This is a genomic window from Sodalis ligni (assembly GCF_016865525.2).
Classification (GTDB): domain Bacteria; phylum Pseudomonadota; class Gammaproteobacteria; order Enterobacterales; family Enterobacteriaceae; genus Acerihabitans; species Acerihabitans ligni.
The window spans coordinates 6,155,750-6,179,435 of sequence record NZ_CP075169.1 but is presented as its reverse complement, the minus strand read 5'-3'; the positions used below and the strand labels follow the sequence as shown (position 1 = coordinate 6,179,435).

Genomic DNA, 23,686 nt, shown 5'->3' with positions numbered 1-23,686 from the left:
GATCATGGCGGTCATTATGCTTTATGCTCGCTGGCGGCGCGGTGCGTCTCTTCCAGGCCATCTTCGTTTACGGCGGAAGGCAGATAGGGGCCGATAAGCGCACGGTAGCCGAACGCCCCCAGGCAGGCGCCCACCACCGGCGCAATCAGCGGAACCAGGAAGTAGGGAATATCGCGTCCGCCGGTAAAGGCCACTTTGCCCCAGCCGGCCAGATAGGCAAATACCTTGGGTCCGAAATCACGGGCCGGGTTGAGGGCGAAGCCGGTCAGCGGTCCCATGGATGCGCCAATCACCGCAATGAGCAGGCCGATGAGCAGCGGCGCCAGGGGGCCGCGGGGGATGCCGTTGCCGTCATCGGTCAGCGCCAGGATCAGGCACAGCAGAATGGCGGCGATAACCGTTTCCACAAAGAATGCCTGTATCACGGTGATGTGCGCATTGGGATAGGTGGAAAAAATGCCGGCGAGCTGCAGGCTTTCCACGCTTCCCCGCACCATATGGTGGGCCTGTTCGAAGTCAAAAAACAGGTTGTAATAAAGGAAATAGACCACCGCCGCGCCGATAAAGGCGCCGAGCATTTGCGAGATAATGTAGGGCAGCAGTTTACGGCGTTCAAAATTGCCGAATAACCACAAGGCGATGGAGACCGCCGGACTGAGGTGGGCGCCGGACACCGCGGCGGTGAGATACACCGCCATGGCGACGCCGAGCCCCCAGATGATGCTGATTTCCCATTGTCCTAAGCTGGCTCCCGCCAGCTTCAGCGCGGCGACACAGCCGACGCCGAAGAAGATTAACAGAGCTGTTCCAAGAAATTCTGCGATGCACTGGCCTGTTAGCGTAGGCGTTTTTAATTGGCTCATAGACTTTTCCTGCTGGCGTTAAGGTGAGGTCTTAGCAAAGGGCGGCCTCTGCGTACCGGAAATGTTTTAACCTAGAAGCAAATGTAGGCATCTTGTAAATTTATCGTTAATGAGCGAAAACGAGAAATATCGAAATCAAAATGTGTGCAGCGCGTCATAAAAATGAGCGAATACGCGTAATAGGTGTTAGAAAAGCACCAATAAAGGCTGATTTTGACTACCCGGAGTTCAAATATTAATGTTAAAAATACGGGGAAATTTTAGTAAAGGGAGGTAAATCTTTCAGCGGCGTTGGGGTGGTATAGCGTACAATGTCGGACGCATTCGACCTTTTGAACGATCGCGGCTGGACAGCGGGGACGGGCCTACTTAAAATCCGTTCTTCGGACTTTCAACACCAACGTTATTTTTACACACGCCGGCCATGGTGCGCGGCGCATGGTGCGGATATTTTCATTGGATACACATAAGAAGTGTATACCCTAAATAATTGGAGTTGCAGGAAAGCCAACGTCCCTGCAGCTTGAAGTATGGCGGGTATAACGCAATTTTACGATGACACCTTGCAGGCTTAAGGGGGCTGAAATGGCTTTTGAAGTATTTGAGAAGTTAGAAGCGAAGGTACAGCAAGCAATTGATACCATCACGCTTTTACAAATGGAAATTGAAGAATTAAAAGAGAAAAACAACAGCCTGACGCAGGAAATCCAACAAGCGGCCGGCAATCGTGAATCGTTGATTAACGAAAACGAACAACTGAAGCAGGAACAGGGTGTATGGCAAGAGCGTTTACGCGCATTGCTCAGCAAAATGGAAGAGGTGTAACAACCTTGATCCAAAGGGCGACGGCGAACCGCCCTTTGGTTACCCGCAGCGGTTATTCCAGGTCGAGAGCGTCTTCCGACAGGATGATACCGGTATTGTCGGCATAAAGATGATCGCCGGAGAAAAAGGTCACTCCGCCGAAATTGACCCGTATGTCGCTTTCACCGATCCCTTCGCTCGCGGCGCCCGCCGGCGTAGCGGCCATGGCTTGTATGCCCAGATCCAGCTCTTCCAGATCATCCACCTGGCGCACCGCGCCATAAACCACGATACCTTCCCATTGATTCTGCATCGCCAGGTTACCCAGCTCGGCATTGATCAGGGCCCGACGGACCGAACCGCCGCCATCCACAACCAGCACCCGGCCAAGCCCGTTTTCCTCGAGCACATCGTATAACAAACCATTATCCTCGAAGCATTTCACGGTAATGATTTGCCCGCCAAACGATGTCCTCCCGCCAAAATTACTGAAAAGAGGTTCAACAACATTCACGTCTTCATGATAAATGTCGCACAGTTCTGAGGTATCGTATTTCATAGGATTTACGTCGGGTTGCCGCTGGAGCCCAAAGTATATCGCTTTCTTACGACAGTTGCCAAAATCATCAATTGCTAAGTTGATACGCATCAGAAAAATGAACGACGCATGTTTAGCTAAACAGCAGGCCGACTGCGAATAAGATATTGATTAATAATGCACATTTGACGGTTTTTTCCAGCATCGGACGGATGCCTGACGGGCTGGTTTCATGTAAAACATAGCGTGCTTGCATATATAATGCGGGCACGGTCAAAACAAACAGCCAGCCCACCAGGTTATGCAGTTCAAGCAGGGTAAAAATTGCCAGACAAAACACCGCGCCGGTGAGCAGCGCGACGTGATAATAACGTGCCCGCGTCGGGCCGAGCCTTACCGCGAGGGTATTCTTGCCGTTGAGACGATCGCTCTCAATATCGCGCAGGTTATTGATATTCAATACCGCCGCGGCTAATAGCCCGCAGGCGGTGGCGGGCAACATCACCACGCTGTGAAAAGCGCCGGTTTGCAGATAATAGCTGCCGCCGACGCTGAGCCAGCCGAAAAAGATCAGCACGGACAAATCGCCAAGGCCCATATAGCCGTAGGGGCGGGTACCCATGGTATAGGGGAGGGGGGCAATAACCGCCAATACCCCCAAGACCAGAAAGCCCAGAATATCGGCGGGTTTTCACAGGCGATCCAGATCAAGACCGCCCCGGATAATAGCGACAGGAAAATGGCCGCCAACAGGGCGACCCTCATTTGTTCACGGGTAATAATGCCCAACTGCATCCCGCGCAGCGGCCCGATACGGCCTTTTTCGTCACTGCCTTTAATCGCGTCGCCGTAGTCATTGGCCAGATTGGATAAAATCTGCAGCAACGCGGCCGTTATCAGCGCCATCAGGGCAATAACGGGTTTGAAATGACCTTGCCAGCCGGCCATAGCCGAACCGGTAACAATGGAAGCCAACGCCAGCGGCAGGGTACGCAGGCGCAGGCTGACCATCCAGGCTTTGGTGGGGCTTAACGTGACGGTTTGGCTCATAGTTAACGGATCTTTGTGTGAATACCCGGTTCTGGTAAAAAAAAAAGGAGACCGTAGCCTCCCGTTTCGGATGTCATTTATCCCTTAGCGTTTAGAGGATAAACCGGCTTAAATCTTCATCAGATATTAGCTCATCCAAATGGCTACGAACATAATCTGCATCAATTGTAATAGTTTTACCATCCCATTCACTGGCATCATATGAAATATCTTCCATAAGCCGTTCAAGGACGGTATGCAACCGGCGGGCACCGATATTTTCGGTACGCTCATTGACCTGCCAAGCCGCTTCCGCGATGCGGCGGATGCCGTCGCTGGTGAATTCGATGTCCACCCCTTCGGTAGCCATCAGCGCTTTGTACTGAATAGTCAGCGACGCGCTGGGCTCGGTCAGGATGCGTTCGAAATCATTGGTGGTCAGGGCTTCCAGCTCAACCCGGATGGGCAAGCGGCCCTGTAATTCCGGAATCAGATCGGACGGTTTGGAGACCTGGAACGCGCCGGAGGCGATAAACAGAATATGATCGGTTTTCACCATGCCGTGCTTGGTGGAAACGGTGCAGCCTTCCACCAGCGGCAGCAAATCCCGCTGCACCCCTTCCCGTGAAACGTCCGGGCCGGAGGTTTCGCCGCGTTTACAGATTTTATCAATCTCATCGATGAACACGATCCCGTGCTGCTCGACGGCTTCAATGGCCGTCTCTTTCAGCTCTTCCGGATTTACCAGTTTGGCCGCTTCTTCTTCCACCAGAAGCTTTAACGCTTCCTTGATTTTAATCTTGCGCGGTTTTTGTTTCTGTCCGGCCAGATTTTTAAACATCGATTGCAGCTGATTGGTCATCTCTTCCATGCCCGGAGGAGCCATGATTTCGACACCCATTGGCGCGGCAGCCAGATTGATTTCTATTTCTTTGTCGTCCAGTTCCCCTTCACGCAGTTTTTTGCGGAAATTCTGCCGGGCAGCCGAAGGTTCAGCCGTTTCTTCCGGCTGGCCCCAGTTGTTTTTAGCCGGCGGGATCAGGACGTCAAGCACCCGCTCTTCCGCCAATTCTTCGGCGCGGTGGCGATTCTTATCCATGGATTGCAAACGCACCATCTTGACGGCGGCATCGGTGAGATCGCGGATAATGGAATCCACTTCCTTGCCGACGTAGCCTACTTCGGTGAATTTGGTCGCTTCAACCTTGATAAAAGGCGCATTGGCCAGTTTTGCGAGGCGGCGGGCAATTTCCGTTTTGCCGACGCCGGTGGGGCCGATCATTAAAATATTTTTCGGCGTGACTTCGTGGCGCAATGCTTCGTCCAGTTGCATGCGGCGCCAGCGATTGCGTAATGCGATGGCCACTGCCCGTTTCGCATTATGCTGGCCTATGATATAGCCGTCGAGTTCGCTGACGATTTCGCGTGGGGTCATTTCGGACATATTTCGGATCCTTGCGCTTCGTACGTTAATTCTTCAATAGTATGGAACTGATTGGTATAAATACAGATATCCCCGGCGATACTCAACGCTTTCTCGACGATATCTCGTGCGCCCAATTCAGTATTTTCCAGCAATGCCCGCGCGGCTGCCTGAGCATAAGGCCCGCCGGAACCGATGGCAATCAGGTCGTTTTCAGGCTGAATCACATCGCCATTGCCGGTGATGATAAGGGAATTCTTTTTATCCGCTACCGCCAGCAGCGCTTCCAGCTTGCGCAGCATCCGATCGGTACGCCAATCCTTGGCCAGCTCCACGGCGGCCTTCAAAAGATGGCCTTGATGCTGATCCAATTTACGCTCAAATAATTCAAATAGTGTGAAGGCATCGGCAGTGCCGCCGGCAAAGCCCGCGAGCACCTGTTCATGATGCAAGCGCCGGACTTTGATTACATTGCCTTTCATTACCGTATTTCCCAGAGTGGCCTGGCCATCGCCACCAATTACCACATGGCCGTTGCGGCGTACGCTTACGATTGTTGTCACGAGCAACTCTCCGGTAGAGATAGAATGAAGCCCCGGCATTCATCCGGGGCATTTGAAATTATAAATGGGGCGGGATTGGCTTTTTTCAACCCCCGCTGGCAATAGGGATACAATTTGGTACCCCTGAGCCGCGGAGATTTTGTAACGATTTATCGGCGCTGGCGCGGTTGGGATAGGGGCCCAACATCACGCGATTCCAGCCGCCGCTGGTGGTGATACGGCTTTCAACGCCGCCGAACGCCAGTTGGGCGCGGACGGATTCTGCCTGATCCATGACCTTATAGGATCCGCACTGTATTACCCAGCGCTGGGACTTTTCCTTCGCCGCGCTGTCGGTTTTGGCTTCGGCTTTCGGCGCTGGTGAAGCCTGCGCCGACGGCTCGGCCTGACGAGGCTGGGTGATGGCGGTAATCGGCGCCTGGCGCGGTTGCTCGGCGACGGACGGCGTCTTGCGCGGCTGCGAGGCGGCGGGCGCAACCTCGCGTGGAGCGACCAGGGTCGTGGAAGGCGTCTGACGGGGCTGTGCCGTAACGGGCGCCGCCTGGCGGGGCGTGGTCTGCGTGACGGAAGGCGCCTGGCGCGGCAATGGCTGCGCCGTGAACGGGTTCGCCGGGGACCGGCCGGTGTTGGCCGCGGAGTTCCTCGTTTGATCGTTATAAGGCACTTCGTTTAGATGAGTGGGCTGCTGGCGCATATCCGCCTGCATTTGCTCAAGCAACTGACGCTGTTCATCGGTCAATTGCGCCGGCGATTGCACTTCTCCGCCGGCGGTGGGTTCGGTAGGGGACTGTACGCCAATCTGCCGGTTTTCAAGCTCCTTGATATAACGCCAGCGCTCCTCGGGTTTCGGCGGCAGTCCGTTATTGGTGTGATTGCCGTGGCTTGGTAAAATTACCGCCTCTTCCGTTTTATTGTGTGCAATAAAATAGAGACCGCCGATAAACGTTATCAATACGGCAACCGCCAGAGCGATCATGGTTTTTGAAATGCCGGAAGACGTGCGCTTTTTTCGACTGTTTGGTTTTCTGCGCCGCGTATTGGTCCTTCCACGGCTTACATAGTCTCTTTGTGCCACTATTATTTCGCTAAGTTTAAGAAAGTAACCAGCCCGTCATGTTACTGAAGGCAATATTATTTGACTAGCGCCTGTATTCCTAAAGCCCGTCATGTTTTTATACGGGGCGCCGCGGTGCTGCCCCGGACGATCAATTTACTGTCCAGCAGCAAAGAGGTATTCGTCATCTGATGCTGCCTTACCTGCTGCAAAAGCAACAGCGTCGCTTCACGCCCGATCTGGAAACTCGGCTGCGCCACGGTGGTCAACGGCGGATCGCAATAGTTTGCCAGCGTAATATCATCAAATCCTATCAGAGACAAATCATTCGGTACGCTCAAGCCGATTTTCCTTGCCTGCGACAAAGCGCCGAACGCAATGATATCACTGTGACAAAAGATAGCAGTTGGCGGATTGGTTTGCGATATTAATGCATTAAGCCCCGCCGCGCCGGTCTGAAAACTGATATCGCCCCGGTAAACCATATGTTCGCCCGCCGGAATGCCGTGGCGGCGCAGCGCCTGGATAAATCCCTGCACCCGATATTGGCACAATGTCAGGTCCGCCGGCCCGCTGATACAGCCGATCCGCCGGTGGCCGAGTTTAAACAGATAATCCGCCGCTTCATAGGCCGCGGTAAGATTATCGATATGTACGGTGGCCAACTCAAGCTCGGGGACAAATTCATTTGCCATGACCATCGGCGGTAAATTCTGCTGCTGAGTTTTATCAATGGCGAACGGCAGAACGGAACCCAGCAGCAACATACCATCGATTTGCCGGGCGATGATCAAATCGCTAAAGCTTTTTTTATCCGGATGTTGGTGCGCGCAATCGGCTATCAGGACCAGATACCCTTGCTCATCTGCGGTTTCTTCAATTCCCCGCAACATTTCGGAAAAAAAAGGGTCGCAAATATCAGGCACCATAACCAATAAATTGCGGGTTTCGTTGCGCCTTACCTGACGGGCCAGGGGTTGCGGATCGTAACCGACAGATTGTACTGCAATCTGGACTCTTTTCCGGGTCTGGGCGGAAACCTTTTCAGGATTCATCAATGCCCTGGAAACAGTGGCTGTAGATACCCCTGCCTTCTCCGCCACATCCTTCATGGTCGCCACGACGGTAGGCCTTTTAAGTTCCACATTCATCTCCTGGCGTCAGGTTAACGCTGACGAATTAACCTACTATCCCATTTACAGTCGCCGGGGCATTGTTGCACCGTCCCGGTTACGGGTTGCTGTTAAAAGAACACGTAATAATGAATATTGTCCTTTCTATCAGATTGTGAGGGACTTGGGATATTTAAAAGGCCGATGGTGTCGGATCTTTCAATATTATTCGAATGGCAATCACAAAAATCCGGCATGAAAAACCGCTGTTAAATGTCGATGGGATCCACATCCAGCGACCATTTGACTTTTCGCGCCTGGGTCAGCGTGTCTACCAAGGGCAGGCTGGAGGCCACCAATCGTTGCAACTGTCCACGGGAAGGGTGCTGGAGCAGTAGCTGCCAGCGAAACCGCCCGCCGCGTTTGGGCTGGAGCGCCGGTATCGGCCCCATCAACCACAGCGCATCGTCCCGCAACGGACTGGCATCAAGGAGCTGGCGCAGGCGTTCTAGAAACTGAGCGGCCTGCCGGTTATCGAGATCTTCGGCCCGGAACAGGATATGGCTGGTAAAAGGCGGTAACGATACGGCCTGTCGTTCGGCCAGCGCTTGCTGCGCAAAAGCCATATAGCCGTCATGCAGCAGGACTTGCAACAGCGGATGATCAGGATGGTGTGTTTGCAGGAAAACCTCACCTTGTTTACCCGCCCGTCCGGCCCGGCCGGCAACCTGGGTATACAGCTGGGCGAAGCGTTCCGCGGAGCGGAAGTCCGCCGAAAAAAGCGCACCGTCCACATCCAGCAGCGAAACCAGGGTGACATCGCGAAAATGATGCCCTTTCGCCAGCATCTGCGTGCCGATCAGAATTCGGGCTCCTCCCTGATGCACCTGGGCAAGATGAAATTCCAGAGCGCCTTTGCGGGCGGTGGTATCGCGATCGATGCGGGTAATGGGGGTGGAGGGAAAGAGCGAAGCCAGCGTCTCCTCAAGCTGTTCGGTGCCCAGGCCGACGGGTATCAGCTGGGTTGAGCCGCACTGGGGACATTGGTCTGGGATCGGCCGCTGGCTGTCGCAATGATGGCAACGCATCTGCCGCTGCTGCTGGTGGAGCGTATAAAAGTGATCGCAGCGGGGACATTCTGCAATCCAGCCGCATTCATGGCATAACAACGCCGGCGCGAATCCCCGCCGGTTGAGAAATAACATCACCTGGTTGCCGGCATCCAGATGGGTCCGCATTTTATGCAACAGCGGTTGCGACATGCCGTTGGTCAGCGCCAGGCCTTTCAAATCCTGGAGCCGTTCGTGGGCCGGCTTGGCAATGCCGGCGCGTTTGCCAAGGGTAAGATAGCGATATTTCTTTTGCTGGGCGTTATAGAGGGATTCCAGGGCCGGCGTGGCCGAACCGAGAATGATGGGAATATTTTCCTCACGGGCGCGAAATACCGCCAAATCCCGTGCATGGTAGCGCCAGCCTTCATGCTGTTTATAGGAACTGTCGTGCTCTTCGTCGATAACGATGATACCGAGCCGGGCAAAAGGGGTAAACAACGCCGAACGGGTACCGATAACGATCGCCGTTTCGCCGCTGCGGGCCTTGAGCCAGACCGCGAGGCGCTCGCTGTCATTCAAACCGGAATGCAACACGTCCACCGGCGCATGGAAACGTTCGCGAAAGCGGCTGATGGTTTGCGGCGTCAAACCGATTTCGGGCACCAGGATCAGCGCCTGTTTGCCTTTCGACAGGATATTTTCCAGTACGGTCAGGTAAACCTCGGTTTTACCCGAACCGGTCACGCCCGCCAATAACCAGACGGCAAACTGCTGGTCATCGCCATGAATAGCCCCTACCGCGGTGGCCTGCTCGGTATTCAGCCTCAGCCGTTCACCTTCCACGCGAAAATCCCGGCGCCAGTCGGCGCCGTCCGCCCGTGCGGCCCGCAGATCGCTTAATCCCTTGGCACGCAAGGCCTGCAACGCACCCTCCGCCAGCGCGTGTTCCGCCACCTCATGGCGATAGAGCGGACCGGACAACAGGGCCGCCAGCGCCTGCTGCTGCTTTGGCGCCCGCTTCAGGGTATCCAGGGCAGTGACCCGCCCCTGCTCGGTGGCGAACCATTGCCATAACGGCGTCATTTCGGCGGCTTTGCCCTGACGGATTAAAATCGGCAGTGCATGGAACAAGACCTCTCCCGTTGGGTAGTGGTAATAACCGATAGCCCAATTGAGAATCCGCCAGAGACTGTCGGGAAACAGCGAACGCTCGTCAAGCACTTCGTTAATGGTCTTGAGTTTGTCCGGCGGCAGTGTACTGCCTTCGCTTAACCCCGTGACTATGCCGATGGCGTTGCGCTGTCCAAAGGGTACACGAACGCGCCCGCCGATAACCGGACGCGCATGGTCGGGATAGAGGTAATCAAACGTGCGTGCCAATGGCACCGGTAACGCAACGTGAACAACAGGCATCGGATAGTCCTGGGAGAAAAAATAGCGCTGATAGTGTACACTGTGTCGACTCCAATGCACGGATGTGTTTGCAAAGGGCCGCGACATTCTGTATGATTCGCGGCCTTTGGTATAATCCGATATCAGAGAAACGACACTCCCTTCGCGTGGTGTCCGGCGCAAGCAGACCGGATAGCGACGCGGCCTTATGAAGAGGTTTTCCATGAAAAAAGATATCCATCCGAAATATGTAGCAATTACTGCAACCTGTTCTTGCGGTAATGTTATCAAGACCCATTCCACGCTGGGCCACGACCTGACCCTGGACGTTTGCGGCGCATGCCATCCGTTCTATACCGGTAAACAACGTGTTGTTGATACCGGCGGACGTGTTGATCGCTTCAACAAGCGTTTCAGTATTCCGGGCACCAAGAAATAGTATCCCCGCTGGATTAGCCTGCGCCCAATGGGACGAAGGCTTCCGGTTGACAAAGCCCCGATCAATTGATCGGGGCTTTGTGCTTGTACTGCCGGTAAAACAACCCGTTCCGTATTTTTTTATGCCCTAATAACTCAAAGGCGACCCGGTATCGCGGATATTCATTGCCCCTAGTGCCGTACTTCATTATTGATTACAAAACCGGATTTTCAGTTCGTATTCCTTTGCTGCCTTCTGCCTCAATGTCTGAGTAATACTATGAGCGGAAGTTCTGCCGGCAGTGATGGTAGGCTTTCTATTTGTTGTTGCCCAAAAGGAATAATATTTCAGAAAATGGACGGTACTATTTTCCATAGCAGCGGAAGGTTGTTTTACGAAATTATTGACCCCATAACTGAAAATGCTCAACGATTGGCTATTTGAATCTACTATTTGTTGATGTTTTTTAAATATTATCTCTTCGTGTAATTGATAAAAATAAAGTGCCGTTGGTTGATTAAACCCAAGGGTATTAATTGTAGGTGTTTAACCGTTCTGGCCGATATCTCATTAATAGCTCAATCAAAAGCATGCTCATTCACGCATCAACCCGCCAACTGACGGATGATTAATATGAATTCGGCAATTATTCGCTCTCATCCAAGATGAGACAGGTTTCCATGTTTATTATGGGGATTATTATCACTTGATATTTTTCATCTGAGCTTTATATACTCTGCCTACTCCTCCCCAAGGAAAAATTATTTCCGACCTGGCACGATCATAGTTTTATATGGATATGTATGAATGAGGTGCCATACGTCTTATTTTAATTATTCTAAGTTTAAATATCGGTATGGTTCCTTTAATTGTGGTCATCCCGGTAAGTAAATAACGGGTGATAATTTCTTTTCAATAAATTCATAAGGCTGGTTTATGGCTGACAGTTTTCAACACGAAGTACCAAAAGCGCGAATCAATATAAAATTGATCTCCATACCGGCGGAGCCAGAAAAACGTTGAACTGCCCTTAAAGCTCTTGGTTATGGGGACTATAGCAATGGCCGCGAACAGCGTCCGTTGTCCGAACGTAGCAAACTGCCCATTGATAAAAATAATTTCAACAGCGTACTGGCTGATTTACAGCCAAACCTGATGATTTCCGTGTCCGACGCGCTGGCTGACGATAATGCCGAGACTGCGGTGGCCCTCTCATTCCGGCATATGAAAGATTTTGAACCTGAACAGGTGGCGCGCCAGATTCCGCAGCTGCGAGCCCTATTGGCGATGCGCAACCTGCTGAGGGATCTTAAATCCAATTTGCTGGATAACGCCGCTTTTCGCCGGGAATTGGAATACATCCTGAAGGATGAGGCATTAAGCCAAGAACTGCGTATGGATTTGGCCGCCCTGGTCCCGCCAGTCAATTGATCCGTCACGGAAAAGAAGGAACTGCATTTATGTCGTTACAGGAAAACAACGTTCGTGATCACGCAACCACTGAGGTACAAAACAACGCTGCCGAGGGGGCGAAAAGTGTCTATGCGGCTCTGTTTGAGAAGATCAATCTTACCCCGGTAACCTCCGTTACCGCTATCGAGTCGTTTCAGAACAGCGATGCCCTTTCTGATGTCTCCACCGATGAAAGGGTAACGGCGGCGGTCCGGGTGTTTATGGACTTGCTCGGACAGTCGCGACAAAGGGTGGAGCGGCTGGATAAAACGCTTTTGGACAGCCATATCGCCGCGCTGGATAACCAAATCAGCCGGCAATTGGACCAGGTCATGCATCATCCGGATTTCCAGCGCCTCGAATCCACCTGGCGCGGAGTGAAGTCCCTGATTGATCAGACCGATTTTCGCCATAACGTGCGAATTGAGCTGCTGGATATCAGTAAAGATCATCTTGTGCAGGATTTTGACGATGCGCCGGAAATCGCCCAAAGCGGTCTCTACGCCATCACCTACACCCACGAGTATGATACGCCGGGCGGGGAGCCCATTGCCGCCGCCATTTCAAACTACGAGTTCGATCGCGGTCCGCGGGATATCGCCTTGCTGCGTAACATATCCAAAGTGGCCGCCGCCGCCCATATGCCGTTTATCGGCTCCGTCGGGCCGGCCTTTTTCGGTAAAGAGACCATGGAAGACGTGGCCGCCATTAAAGATATCGGCAATTATTTCGACCGCGCCGAATACCTGAAATGGAAGGCTTTCCGCGACAGCGACGATGCCCGCTATATCGGTCTGACCTTGCCGCGCGTGCTGGGCCGGCTGCCCTACGGCCCTGATACCGTTCCTGTGCGTAGCTTCAACTACATTGAGCAGGTAAAAGGACCGGATCACGATCGCTACCTGTGGACCAATGCATCTTTCGCCTTTGCCGCCAACATGGTGAAAAGTTTTATCAAAAACGGCTGGTGCGTGCAAATCCGCGGGCCACAGGCAGGTGGGGCGGTGACCGACCTGCCTATCCACCTTTATGATCTCGGCACGGGCAATCAGGTCAAGATCCCCTCGGAAGTCATGATCCCGGAAACCAGGGAATTCGAGTTCGCCAACCTGGGCTTTATCCCGTTGTCTTATTATAAAAATCGAGACTATGCCTGTTTTTTCTCCGCCAATTCGGTGCAGAAACCGGCGTTATACGACAGTCAGACCGCTACGGCCAACAGCCGCATCAATTCCCGCCTGCCCTATATCTTCCTGTTGTCGCGTATCGCTCATTACCTGAAGCTTATCCAGCGTGAAAATATCGGTACCACCAAAGATCGCCGCCTGTTGGAGCTGGAGCTGAATAACTGGATCCGCGGCCTGGTGACGGAAATGACCGATCCGGGGGACGATTTACAGGCGTCGCATCCTCTGCGCGACGCAAAGGTGACGGTTGAAGATATTGATGACAACCCGGGTTTCTTTCGCGTCAAACTCTATGCGGTGCCCCATTTCCAGGTGGAAGGGATGGATGTGAATCTTTCACTGGTATCTCAAATGCCGCGGGCCAAGGTTTGAGAGGGACAACAACCCCCATGAAAATTTACCGGCCTCTTTGGATCGAAGGCGCTTTCCTGGCGCCTCAGCAATTTCAGCAGCAGGCGCGTTGGGAAGCTTTTCACCGGAGCTGCCTTGACCGACTGAGCGTGCGATATCCCTGGGGCGTACTGACCGCCCGGTTCGATACCGACGCGCTGCGGCTGAACCGGCTAAAAGCGGAGTATCTTCATGTTCGCATGGCCGATGGGAGTTTGATCGACACCGATCGCTGCGATACGTTGCCTCCCCCATGCGATATTGCCCAGGTTCTTCCCGCCGATGTTCGCCGGGTGGAAGTTTTGCTGGCATTGCCGCTGGAACACGCCAACGGCGGTAACTGCCGGCGGCAAGAGGAGGAAAAAGGGCATCCGGTCCGTTACCGCCAGGAGTGGGCGGAGGTACAGGATGTATTAGGCAATGAAAGCGAATCCATCGCGGTGGAACGCTATGAACTCTCGCTGCGTTTTGATTTCGACAAAAACGGCGAATATCTGACCTGCCCGGTGGCGCGTCTGTTACGTGACGGGCGCGGCAACTGGGAATTGGATCGACAGTTCATTCCGCCGTTATTATCGTTTGGCGCCGGTGATGAGATGTACCGCGCGTTAGGCCTGCTGATGGGCCAGCTACAGGCCAAGCGCCGACGCCTGATGGGGATGCGCCGGGAAAGCAACCAGAGGATGGCGGATTTCGCCGTGGCGGATGTTTCGCTGTTCTGGCTGCTTAATGCCCTCAATTCCAGCGAGCCGGTGCTGGCTGATTTACTCAGAGACCCGGCGGTTCATCCGGAACTGCTGTATCGCGAACTGATAAAACTGGCCGGTGCGCTGCTGACGTTTTCCCTTGATCAGGATATCGATGCGATCCCTCCTTATGACCATGAACGTTTGGAGACGGTTTTTCCACCGCTGTTCGGCCTTATCGGAACCTTACTGGAGGCCAGTCTGCCCTCGCGGGTACTGACGCTGGTGCTTGAGAGCATCGGCCCCAACTATTGGAAAGCACCGTTGAATGATGTTCGCCTGCGCGAAGAAGCGGATTTTTATCTCTCGGTACGCTCCAGTGTGCCCGCCCATAGGTTACAAAGCCAGTTTCCCGCGCTGTGCAAAATCGGGGCGCCGGACGATGTGCACGAGCTGGTTAACACCGCTCTGGACGGAGTCCCCCTGGTTTGCCTGAGCCAAGTGCCTGCCGCGATACCTTTGCGTCTTGAAAATCAATACTTTGCCATGGATCTGAGCCATTCCGCGGCTCAAGCCATGCTGGCCGCCGGCTGTTGTTATCTTTATGTGCCGGGCTCGTTGCCTGATATACAACTCGAACTTTTTGCGGTGCTGCGCGCATGAAAACAACGCTTTCCATCGATAACCTGCTGTGCGAAACCTTCCTGACGGTGATCCAGCTGCGCAACGGGGCGGCCGCCGAGCAAGGCGAAAAACTCTATCAGCAGTGCCAGGGACAGGTTGAAGAGGTCCGTCGGCAATTGCTCCTGGCGGACTATTCCGACGAGAGCATCGATCATATTACCTATGCGCAATGCGCTTTGCTGGATGAAACCGTATTAGGCCGCGGTTTGGGCAATGACATCCCTGACGATGGGCATCAGATATGGCTGGCAAAACCGCTGCAGGCTCACTTTTTCAATACTCTTCAAGCCGGCGAGCGTTTATTTGAGCGGATAAGGACGGTACTGAACCAGCCCGCGCCCGATGAAACGGTTTTGATCTGTTTTCACCGCATCCTGGTGCTGGGGTTTCAGGGCCGCTATCGTAACCAGCCGCAAGGGCCGCGAGATCAATTGATAGCCGTTCTGGAGACCAAAATCCCTGCCCTTGAAACAACGCCGGCATCGGTATTGCTCAGCCCGGACGCTGACAGTCTTTATCAATTTTTCGGCAGGCGCTCTTTATGGTTTTGGGGCGGTATCGCCATCTTTTCAGTGGCCGGGCTTTGGTGGGGGCTGCACCATCATCTTCACATGCTGCTGACAGAACTGCTGCCGGAATCTCAATAAAATGCCAATCATGACGGTGCGCATGAAACGCGGATTATGGCTGCTTATTGGCGGTTTAACGCTGATGTTATGTCTGGGTGTCCTGCCTTGGGGAATGACGGCGCGATTCTTCAGCGGGGCGCTAACGCTGTCGGCCGTGGCGGGAGCCTGGATAATTTGCGGGCGGAAGGCATTTCCCGTCTCCGCCGAATATCAACATCTGCTGGCGGCATTGCCCGGTGAATGCTCCACGCCCATAGTGCTGGTCTGCGGCGACAGCGACAATCTGGATAGGCTATTTGGCCCGGCATTGGTGCGTGAAATCCCCCACGGCTGCTACCTGCGGCTTGGCGCGGCCAAAGAGCTGACCAGATTGACGCCTGTCCTCCTGGCGCAGCGTCCGGCTTGGAGGCGGCAACTGGCCGCAATGTTTTTTTTGTCTCCGCAGTCGCATACAGATCAGGGCGTCCTCCGGACGATTTTGCGCGGCTGGCATCATGAATTGGCGGGGATGTCCCGCAGTATCGGCCACAGGCCGCCGGCAATGATATGCCTGTTCCTCAACGGCAAAGACGGCCCCTGGTATTTCTGCCCGACAGAGGGAGCCCTCGGCATAATCGGCGAGCTGGCAGCGTCCGGGCAGGAAACAGAGGACGGATTGTCCATAAAAAGCGGCGGGGAGCCTATCCATCACTTGCCCCAGATTATAGAAGCACAGGCCCTGTTGGCCTGGTACCGCGATACGCTGATGGCGGAAAAACCCGCCGACAAATATGGCTGCCCACCTCGAGTCCAATCGGATCTGGCGGTGCGCTTTACGTCAATGCCCGTCTTGAGCGGCAATATCTGGCAACGCCATCTTGCGGCCCGGACACTGTTGCGGCCCGTGTCTTTTTCTTCCGCAAGGGAAACATCGTTACCTTTCCCCGATCCCCTGCTATGGATGCTGCCTCGGCCACAAGGGCCGACCGCCTGCCGGCGGGCGATGGCTTGGGGTATGGCGGTGCTGACCGGATATTGTCTTGCCGCGCTTTGCATCGTGGCCTGGAACAACCAGCGCCTGTTGATCCGCGTTGCCGCCGATTTGCAACGTTATCATAACATTCCCCCGTCGGCCCATGGCCCCAAGGCGTCAGCCCTGACGGTACTGGTTAACGATGCCAAGGAACTGGAGCTTTACCATCGGCAGGGAACACCGCTGCGCCTTGGATTGGGCTTGTATTCCGGCACCAGTCTTTACGCCGGGCTGCTGGCGGCCATTGACGGTTACATGCCGCCCCTATTTGTATCGGATGCACCGCAACCCCATGCGCCGGGTCCGCAAACCCTCAATCTTAACAGCCTGTCGTTATTCAATGCCGGTAGCGCCAGTCTTAAACCCGAGGCCACCAAGGTGCTGGTGGCCGCCTTGATGGATATCAAGGCGCAGCCGGGATGGCTGATAGTCGTCGCCGGCCATACCGATGACACCGGCAGCCACCGGCGCAATCAGGATTTGTCATTGGCTCGCGCCGAAGCGGTGCGTGATTGGCTGCGCACCATGGGCAATATTCCGTCCGGCTGTTTTGCGGTACAGGGCCACGGTTCCGCCCGGCCCATTGCCGGTAATGACACCGTGGCCGGGCGTGCGGCCAACCGCCGGGTCGACATCAGACTGATACCGGAGCCGGGGGCATGTCAACCCGTGGCCGGGATTCAGGCACCACCTCTTCGCCAATGAAGGCGATATTCATCAATAACAGGAGTTAACCCATGGCAATTCCCGCATATCTCTGGCTGAAAGACGACGGCGGCGCAGACATCAAAGGGTCTGTAAACGTTCAGGGTCGCGAAGGCAGTATAGAAATGACGGCTCTGGAACATAGCCTCTATATCCCCACGGATAATAACACCGGCAAGCTGACCGGCACCCGCATCCATACCCCCCTGGTTTTCACCAAGGAAGTGGATGCGTCAAGTCCCTACCTTTATAAAGCCGTCACCTCCGGCCAGACGCTTAAATCGGCGGAAATCAAATGGTACAAAATCGATGATGCCGGACAGGAAGTAGAGTACTTCAACACCCGGCTGGAAAACGTCAAGGTCGTGAAGGTCGCCCCGCTGATGCATGACATCAAAGATCCGGCCAAGGAGAGACACAACCACCTGGAGCAGGTGGAATTCCGCTACGAGAAAATAATCTGGACCCATAAAGACGGCAACATTATTCATTCCGATTCCTGGAACGAACGGGCTTCCGCCTGATACCCCGGTTCGCAGGCGGAAGCCCGCCTGCGGCCTTAGTGGCGTTATCTGAGCGGCGTCCGGAACGCTCTTCAGCTAAGACCATACACAATGCTTCCCTCACCGGACCGGGACACGGGCCGTGCGGTAGCTATCGCCTTCAAGGCCACTGAGACGAGACCTGACAATATGGACAACCATTGTGCCCCGTTATTGCGCCGACTGAACCCTTATTGCGCCGAAGCCTTAGCCGCCGCGGCCTCCTTATGCCAAACGCGGGCTCAAGGGGAAATTACCGTCGAACATTGGCTGCTCAAACTGCTTGAGCAGGGAGAAGGGGATATCACGGTGATCGCCCGCCGCTATGAGTGGGATATGGATGACCTGTGGCAGGGACTGTTATCACAGCTTGAAAAGCTGCCCCGCAGCATCCAGAGTAAACCGCAGCTTTCCAATGCGTTGCAGAGGTTAATCAAATCGGCCTGGCTTGAGGCCTCGCTGCAAGAGAACATTGAGCAAATACGCTCGGTGCATTTACTGTTTGCATTGATATCCATGCCTTCGTTGCTGCAAACCAAAACGCCCTGGCTGCCGCCCGGCCTGGGCGATGCCCAGCTCAGCCGTCTGCTGCCGCTGCTGGATATGCAATCGGATGAACGGCCACAGTGCCCACAGCCGGACATTTCGTACATGCTGTCTTCATCGCTGCCCACAGATCCCCCTTCGATATCCCAGACGCAACAGATATTGGACAAGTTCACGCTGGATTTAACCGCCAAAGCCCGTGCCGGGCAGATTGACCCGGTATTAGGGCGCGACGCGGAAATCCGGCAGATGATCGATATCCTGTCGCGGCGACGAAAAAACAATCCGATTCTGGTGGGCGAGCCCGGCGTGGGTAAAACCGCGCTGGTTGAAGGTCTGGCACTGCGCATTATCAGCGGCGAGGTGACGGATAGCCTGAAATCCGTCAGCGTACGTACCCTGGATCTAGGTCTGCTTCAGGCTGGCGCGGGGGTAAAAGGAGAATTTGAACAGCGTCTGAAAAACATCATCGAGTCCGTACAAAATGCCCCCAGCCCGGTACTGCTGTTTATCGATGAAGCCCATACCCTGATCGGCGCCGGTAACCAGGCGGGCGGCGCCGATGCCGCCAATCTGCTGAAACCCGCGCTGGCCCGCGGCGAGCTTCGCACTATCGCCGCCACCACCTGGGGGGAATATAAACACTATTTCGAACGTGACGCCGCCCTGGAACGGCGTTTTCAAATGGTGAAAGTGGCCGAGCCGGACGATGACACCGCCTGCCTGATGCTGCGCGGGCTCAAAGAGCGCTATGCCGTCCATCACGGCGTGCATATCCAGGACGACGCGATACGGGCCGCCGTCGCCTTATCCCGCCGTTATCTCACCGGACGGCAATTGCCCGACAAGGCCGTAGACCTGCTTGATACCGCCGGGGCGCGGGCACACATGAGCCTGAATACCCGGCCGGATAAACTCATGGAATTGCAAAACCAGATTACCGCGCTGGATATGGAACGGGAGTCACTGCTACAGGATTCAGCCACCGGATTTACCTCCGGCACGGATCGGCTGCTTGACATCGATATCCGCCGTGAAAAGCTGCACGAAAAGCTCAATGCCGTCCAAGAACGCTATCAACAAGAGAAAAAGCTGACGAAACAGCTACTGGCCGCCAGGGGGAATAACATCCTCGACGGCCATGTCGACGCTTTACAGCAGAAGCTGGCGCTGTTGCAGGGTAATTCGCCAATGATATCGCCGGATGTAAATGCACGTATGGTGGCCTCGGTGGTGGCGGATTGGACCGGGATCCCCCTTGGCAGCCTGTTGAAAGATGAACAGGTCAATTTGCTGGGACTGGAAAACACGCTGTCGCAAAGGATCATCGGTCAACATCGCGCTATTGAGTCTTTGGCGCAACGGCTGCGGGCGGCAAAAACCGGGTTGACGCCTGAAAACTGTCCTTTAGGCGTATTCCTGCTGGTTGGCTCGAGCGGCACCGGCAAAACAGAAACCGCGCTGGCATTGGCCGATGCGCTTTTTGGCGGAAACCGTTCCTTGATAACCATTAATCTTTCCGAATATCAAGAGCCTCACACCGTTTCCCAGCTCAAGGGATCGCCGCCGGGCTACGTCGGGTATGGCCAAGGCGGCGTGCTCACCGAGGCGGTACGTAAACGTCCTTACAGCGTCGTGCTGCTGGATGAGGTGGAGAAAGCCCACCCTGACGTACTCAATCTGTTCTATCAGGTATTTGATCGGGGCGTGATGAGGGACGGCGAGGGACGGGAGATTGATTTTCGCAATACCGTCATCATGATGACCGCCAATCTCGGCAGCGATAGGCTGATGGCTGCGCTGGAACAGCAGCCGGATGCACCGGATAGCACATTGCACGAACTGCTGCGCCCCATTTTGCGCGATCGTTTTCAACCCGCCCTGCTGTCGCGTTTCCAAACCCTGATATACCGTTCGCTCGATGCCGCCGCCATGAAGCGCATTGTCCACATCAAATTGCAACAGGTAATCCGGCGCCTGCACCAGCATTACGGTTTGCGCTGCGAATACACCGACAGCCTGCCGGAGGCGCTGGCAGCCGCCTGCCTGTTGCCGGACAGCGGGGCGCGCAATATCGATAGCCTGCTGAACCAACAAATTTTACCGGTGCTGAGCCAGCAACTTTTGCAGCGTCACGCCGAGTTGCGCAAACCGCTCGGCTTGAAACTGGACTACAGCATAGATGAAGGCATTACCCTGGACTTTAGCCACGAGGAGCGCAAGCCATGTTAAACGCCGCTAATATTCTGCCGTTCGAGCATCGCCAGCATAAGCTCCTGGTGTGGGACAATAAAACGCCTCTGGATGTGCTGGCGTTTATCGGCGAAGAGCATCTCAGCCGCCCGTTTCGCTACCGTATCGAACTCACCAGTCCAGCAAAGGATATTCCTTCAACCCAAATGCTGATGCGGGATGCCACTTTTACCCTCAATGCAACGCCTGCCGCATTGCCGGAGTTCGGACTGCCGGCGCCGGCTGCGGCCCCGTTACGCTCGATACACGGCGTGGTTGCCGGATTTAAACGCCTCTCCGCCTCCAGGGACGAAAGTCGCTATGAAGTTACCTTGGTCCCGCGCCTCGCTCTGCTGAGGAACAGCCTGCAGCACCGCATTTACCAGCATTTATCCGTACCGGAAATTGTGGAGAAGGTATTGCGCGACCGCCACTGCTTTAAGGGCCAGGACTTTTTATTCACCTTGGTCCGCGTTTACCCGAAACGCGAACTGGTGATGCAATACGGCGAGGACGATTTGACCTTTATCAGTCGTCTGCTGGCCGAAGTGGGGATCTGGTTTCTCTTCACCGCCGACCCGCGGCTCAACATCGACGTGGTGGAATTTTATGACGACCAGCGCCACTATCGGTCCGGTTCGCTTCTGCCGCTACGTAACCCCTCGGGCCTGGATGCCGGCGGGGCTTCCTGCGTCTGGGACCTGCAAACGGCGTACCGGGTGGTGGAGGGCCGGGTCTGTACCCGCGACTACAACTATCGCGATGCTTCGGCGCTTATGGACGGCGAGGCGGATGTGGCCCGCGGGGACAAGACGACCTACGGCGAAGCCTATCATTATGCGGACAATTATCTCACCATCGGCGACAAACACGCGACGGACCCGGAGCCTGAAAGCGGAACGTTTTACGCCCGGCTGCGCCATGAGCGCTACCTGAACCGGCAAACCAAACTGAAAGGTTTTACCAGCTCCGCCATACTGGCTCCCGGCCAGGAACTTAAGGTCCAGGGTGAGGATGCGCCGGGTGTATTCCAGGAAGGCGCGGTGATAACCGGCATCCGCAGCCGTGCGGCGCGAGACAGGGGTCTTGAGGTGGAGTTTACCGCCATTCCTTATTCGGAAATCGTCTGTTTCCGCCCCGAGCCGACGGCGAAGCCGGTAATGGCCGGCACCTTGTCGGCCCGGGTAACCAGCACGCGCGTGAATGACACCTACAGCCATATCGACAGTGACGGACGCTACCGGGTGTCGTTCGATTTCGATCGTGATGAATGGCAACCCGGCTTTGAGAGCCTGTGGCTGCGTCAGGCTCGGCCCTATGCCGGCGATACCTATGGATTGCATACGCCTCTGCTGGCGGGCACCGAAGTGGCGATAGCCTTCGAACAGGGCAATCCTGACAAACCCTATATCGCCTATGCCCTGCATGATTCCAAAACCCCGGATCTCGTCACGCTGCAGAACTACAAGCGCAACGTGCTGCGCACGCCGGCAAACAACAAACTGCGGCTGGACGACACGCGGGATCGGGAGCATATCAAGCTCAGCACCGAGTATGGCGGCAAAACCCAGCTTAATCTGGGGCATCTGGTGGACAGCGGCAAGCAGCCCCGCGGCGAGGGGTTTGAGATTCGAACCGACCTGCACGGGGCAATACGGGCGGCCAAGGGCATCTTCATCAGCGCGGATGCACAACCGAAGGCCAATGGAAATCAACTGGATATGCAGGCGGCCATTGAGCAGTTAATTCAGGCTGCTGAACAAATGAAGAAGGCTTCGGACGATGCTCAATCAGCTAACGCTGAACCGGCGGATCTGAACGCCCAGATAGACATGATGAAGCAAGACATTGATCAATTAAAGTCAGTCGTTATTTTATTAAGCGCGCCGCAAGGGGTCGCAATCACCAGCGGTAAGCATATGCAAATGGCTGCGGCGGACAATCTGATAATGAATGCCGGCAATCAGGCCGATATCAGCGTGGTTAAAAAACTGTTTATCGGTGTCGGCGAGGCTTTTAGCCTGTTTGTGCGTAAGCTCGGTATCAAGCTGATTGCCAATCAGGGAGAGGTCTCAATCCAGGCGCAAAATGATCTGATGGAATTGCTGGCGCAGAAGTCCCTAACCATCATAAGTAGTGAAGATGAAATCAAGATCACCGCCAAGAAGAAAATTACGCTGAATGCCGGTGGCAGCTATATCACGCTGGACCCGAACAAGATTGAGTCGGGCACGGCGGGGGATTATCTGGTGAAGAGCGCGAGTTATCAGTATACCGACCCCGCGACCCTTTCATTCTGCTTCCCTGAAATGCCGATCTTGGCGCCGGGTTCTAATCAATTATTCGCTGCTATTAAAGGCGTCGATAATACTTCAGGCTCTGGAATAGTTTTAGGCCCTTCCACCGGAGGAAAAATGACAAAAGATCTGACTGAATTATTTAATGCGCCACATGATGCGCCATGTCAATACGACGGCTTGTTAGGATGGTCCGCAGACTGGAAATGTTATCTGAATCCTGAAGAGCGACCTGTTCCCTTAGATGATATGTATTCTCTTGCTTCGGATAAGCAATATGTTATTGTGCGAAAAGGAGATTCCTTGAGCAAGATTGCGAAGAAATATCATTGTACAGTTAATGAGTTAGTAAAACTCAATAATATTAAAACCCATCATTGATTTACCAAGGGCAAAAATCCGTTTACCTCCTCAAAACATACTCAGGTCGCCAATGTTGGTGTTATTCCTGACAATCAATGTGAGTTATCCTTTATTTTCGAGGATTTAATCGAAAACCGATTCCTGATCTTAAAGTAAAAATCGTATCAGCTGTTGGTGACATTTATGATGTGATAACCGATGGTACCGGTAAAATCAGTAATTACATCGTGGATAACGTGTCTGAATTGAAGGTAATGGTTTCAAGCGCGACGGGAAAAATAAAGGAAGTTGCCCGTTTTACGCCAACTATAGGGAAAACCGAAGTCAGACTATCCAGCCCTAAAGTCAGGGTCAAAGGGAAAAGCATTGCGCTTAAAGGTGCCCTGGTACACTCGATACGGATAAAAAGAATTAAATACGGTGACGCTGGGGCGAGATGCTCAGGAAATCCTCGACTGGATGTGAATCATATTTGCCCCAACGAATACGACCTGCTGTTAGCAAAAATGTCATTTATCGGGATGCAATCATTGCAGCATCAAAAGAAGCGGCCTTATCCCACAAGCTATTGCTGCCGTCATTGATGCCGAATCTGCAAAAAGGATGGCCTATGGCAGCCCACATCGGTGGCTATAGACTATAAAAAACAAAGCTATCAGAGCTGCGAATGAAAAAGAAGGAAGACCTGCAGGAATGAAACTTATTACAGAAGC

At 54.3% G+C, this 23,686-nt stretch carries 16 protein-coding genes and 2 pseudogenes; 10 read left to right on the top strand and 8 right to left on the bottom strand.

From position 1 onward, the window contains the following. Positions 1–14: 14 nt before the first annotated feature. Positions 15–863, bottom strand: coding sequence for an MIP/aquaporin family protein (locus tag GTU79_RS28660; protein WP_132924326.1), 849 nt, complete (start codon positions 861–863; stop codon positions 15–17). Between the two features lie 585 nt (positions 864–1,448). Here GTU79_RS28660 and zapB point away from each other — a divergent pair. Continuing rightward, positions 1,449–1,688: a cell division protein ZapB gene (gene zapB, locus GTU79_RS28655; RefSeq protein ID WP_132924327.1), complete on the top strand. Its 240-nt coding sequence runs from the start codon at positions 1,449–1,451 to the stop codon at positions 1,686–1,688. A gap of 52 nt (positions 1,689–1,740) precedes the next feature. Here zapB and rraA read toward each other — a convergent pair whose 3' ends face one another. The 7 genes and pseudogenes from rraA to priA form a co-directional block, all read right to left on the bottom strand. Next, positions 1,741–2,226: a ribonuclease E activity regulator RraA gene (gene rraA, locus GTU79_RS28650; protein ID WP_132924329.1), complete on the bottom strand. Its 486-nt coding sequence runs from the start codon at positions 2,224–2,226 to the stop codon at positions 1,741–1,743. A 112-nt stretch (positions 2,227–2,338) separates the two neighbouring features. Next, positions 2,339–3,255: pseudogene (locus GTU79_RS28645) on the bottom strand (1,4-dihydroxy-2-naphthoate polyprenyltransferase). Between the two features lie 91 nt (positions 3,256–3,346). Further along, positions 3,347–4,678, bottom strand: coding sequence for an HslU--HslV peptidase ATPase subunit (gene hslU, locus GTU79_RS28640; protein ID WP_132924333.1), 1,332 nt, complete (start codon positions 4,676–4,678; stop codon positions 3,347–3,349). After that, positions 4,666–5,220 carry an ATP-dependent protease subunit HslV gene (gene hslV / locus GTU79_RS28635; protein ID WP_203524102.1) on the bottom strand — a complete coding sequence of 185 codons (555 nt, stop codon included), beginning with the start codon at positions 5,218–5,220 and terminating at the stop codon, positions 4,666–4,668. Before hslV ends, hslU begins: the two co-directional genes overlap by 13 nt. A gap of 85 nt (positions 5,221–5,305) precedes the next feature. Then, positions 5,306–6,295, bottom strand: coding sequence for a cell division protein FtsN (ftsN, locus tag GTU79_RS28630; protein WP_203524101.1), 990 nt, complete (start codon positions 6,293–6,295; stop codon positions 5,306–5,308). 89 nt (positions 6,296–6,384) lie between these two features. Next, positions 6,385–7,419: a DNA-binding transcriptional regulator CytR gene (cytR, locus tag GTU79_RS28625; protein WP_413741964.1), complete on the bottom strand. Its 1,035-nt coding sequence runs from the start codon at positions 7,417–7,419 to the stop codon at positions 6,385–6,387. Between the two features lie 236 nt (positions 7,420–7,655). Next, complete coding sequence (priA, locus tag GTU79_RS28620) at positions 7,656–9,851, bottom strand: primosomal protein N' (protein WP_203524099.1); 2,196 nt, start codon at positions 9,849–9,851, stop codon at positions 7,656–7,658. Between the two features lie 202 nt (positions 9,852–10,053). Here priA and rpmE point away from each other — a divergent pair, with 202 nt between their 5' ends. From rpmE to vgrG, 9 genes and pseudogenes are all read left to right on the top strand, one after another. After that, the gene (gene rpmE / locus GTU79_RS28615; protein ID WP_203524098.1) at positions 10,054–10,269 is read left to right on the top strand and encodes a 50S ribosomal protein L31; all 216 of its coding nucleotides are present in this window, start codon (positions 10,054–10,056) and stop codon (positions 10,267–10,269) included. Positions 10,270–11,184: 915 nt separating this feature from the next. Then, positions 11,185–11,679 (top strand): annotated as a pseudogene (gene tssB, locus GTU79_RS28610) (type VI secretion system contractile sheath small subunit). Between the two features lie 29 nt (positions 11,680–11,708). Continuing rightward, entirely contained in the window at positions 11,709–13,259 is a 1,551-nt protein-coding gene (tssC, locus tag GTU79_RS28605) for a type VI secretion system contractile sheath large subunit (protein WP_203524096.1), read from the top strand. Positions 13,260–13,276: 17 nt separating this feature from the next. Next, positions 13,277–14,626 carry a type VI secretion system baseplate subunit TssK gene (gene tssK, locus GTU79_RS28600; protein WP_203524095.1) on the top strand — a complete coding sequence of 450 codons (1,350 nt, stop codon included), beginning with the start codon at positions 13,277–13,279 and terminating at the stop codon, positions 14,624–14,626. Next, complete coding sequence (gene tssL, locus GTU79_RS28595; RefSeq protein WP_203524094.1) at positions 14,623–15,294, top strand: type VI secretion system protein TssL, short form; 672 nt, start codon at positions 14,623–14,625, stop codon at positions 15,292–15,294. Before tssK ends, tssL begins: the two co-directional genes overlap by 4 nt. A 1-nt stretch (position 15,295) precedes the next feature. Then, positions 15,296–16,993, top strand: coding sequence for an OmpA family protein (locus GTU79_RS28590; protein ID WP_203524093.1), 1,698 nt, complete (start codon positions 15,296–15,298; stop codon positions 16,991–16,993). Positions 16,994–17,025: 32 nt separating this feature from the next. Then, positions 17,026–17,517, top strand: a complete 492-nt coding sequence (locus GTU79_RS28585; RefSeq protein ID WP_132924354.1) for an Hcp family type VI secretion system effector — start codon at positions 17,026–17,028, stop codon at positions 17,515–17,517. Positions 17,518–17,685: 168 nt separating this feature from the next. Beyond that, positions 17,686–20,313 (top strand): type VI secretion system ATPase TssH, encoded by a 2,628-nt coding sequence (gene tssH, locus GTU79_RS28580; protein WP_203524092.1) that lies wholly within the window; start codon positions 17,686–17,688, stop codon positions 20,311–20,313. After that, complete coding sequence (vgrG, locus tag GTU79_RS28575) at positions 20,307–22,991, top strand: type VI secretion system tip protein VgrG (protein ID WP_214513584.1); 2,685 nt, start codon at positions 20,307–20,309, stop codon at positions 22,989–22,991. The genes tssH and vgrG overlap by 7 nt, the downstream gene beginning before the upstream one ends. Positions 22,992–23,686 lie beyond the last annotated feature (695 nt).

What these genes read in the sequence shown, in the direction of transcription:
- GTU79_RS28660 (WP_132924326.1), bottom strand. Translation starts at nt 863, where the DNA reads ATGAGCCAATTAAAAACGCCTACGCTAACAGGCCAGTGCATCGCAGAA.
- zapB (WP_132924327.1), top strand. Translation starts at nt 1,449, where the DNA reads ATGGCTTTTGAAGTATTTGAGAAGTTAGAAGCGAAGGTACAGCAAGCA.
- rraA (WP_132924329.1), bottom strand. Translation starts at nt 2,226, where the DNA reads ATGAAATACGATACCTCAGAACTGTGCGACATTTATCATGAAGACGTG.
- hslU (WP_132924333.1), bottom strand. Translation starts at nt 4,678, where the DNA reads ATGTCCGAAATGACCCCACGCGAAATCGTCAGCGAACTCGACGGCTAT.
- priA (WP_203524099.1), bottom strand. Translation starts at nt 9,851, where the DNA reads ATGCCTGTTGTTCACGTTGCGTTACCGGTGCCATTGGCACGCACGTTT.
- rpmE (WP_203524098.1), top strand. Translation starts at nt 10,054, where the DNA reads ATGAAAAAAGATATCCATCCGAAATATGTAGCAATTACTGCAACCTGT.
- tssC (WP_203524096.1), top strand. Translation starts at nt 11,709, where the DNA reads ATGTCGTTACAGGAAAACAACGTTCGTGATCACGCAACCACTGAGGTA.
- tssK (WP_203524095.1), top strand. Translation starts at nt 13,277, where the DNA reads ATGAAAATTTACCGGCCTCTTTGGATCGAAGGCGCTTTCCTGGCGCCT.
- tssL (WP_203524094.1), top strand. Translation starts at nt 14,623, where the DNA reads ATGAAAACAACGCTTTCCATCGATAACCTGCTGTGCGAAACCTTCCTG.
- GTU79_RS28590 (WP_203524093.1), top strand. Translation starts at nt 15,296, where the DNA reads ATGCCAATCATGACGGTGCGCATGAAACGCGGATTATGGCTGCTTATT.
- GTU79_RS28585 (WP_132924354.1), top strand. Translation starts at nt 17,026, where the DNA reads ATGGCAATTCCCGCATATCTCTGGCTGAAAGACGACGGCGGCGCAGAC.
- tssH (WP_203524092.1), top strand. Translation starts at nt 17,686, where the DNA reads ATGGACAACCATTGTGCCCCGTTATTGCGCCGACTGAACCCTTATTGC.
- vgrG (WP_214513584.1), top strand. Translation starts at nt 20,307, where the DNA reads ATGTTAAACGCCGCTAATATTCTGCCGTTCGAGCATCGCCAGCATAAG.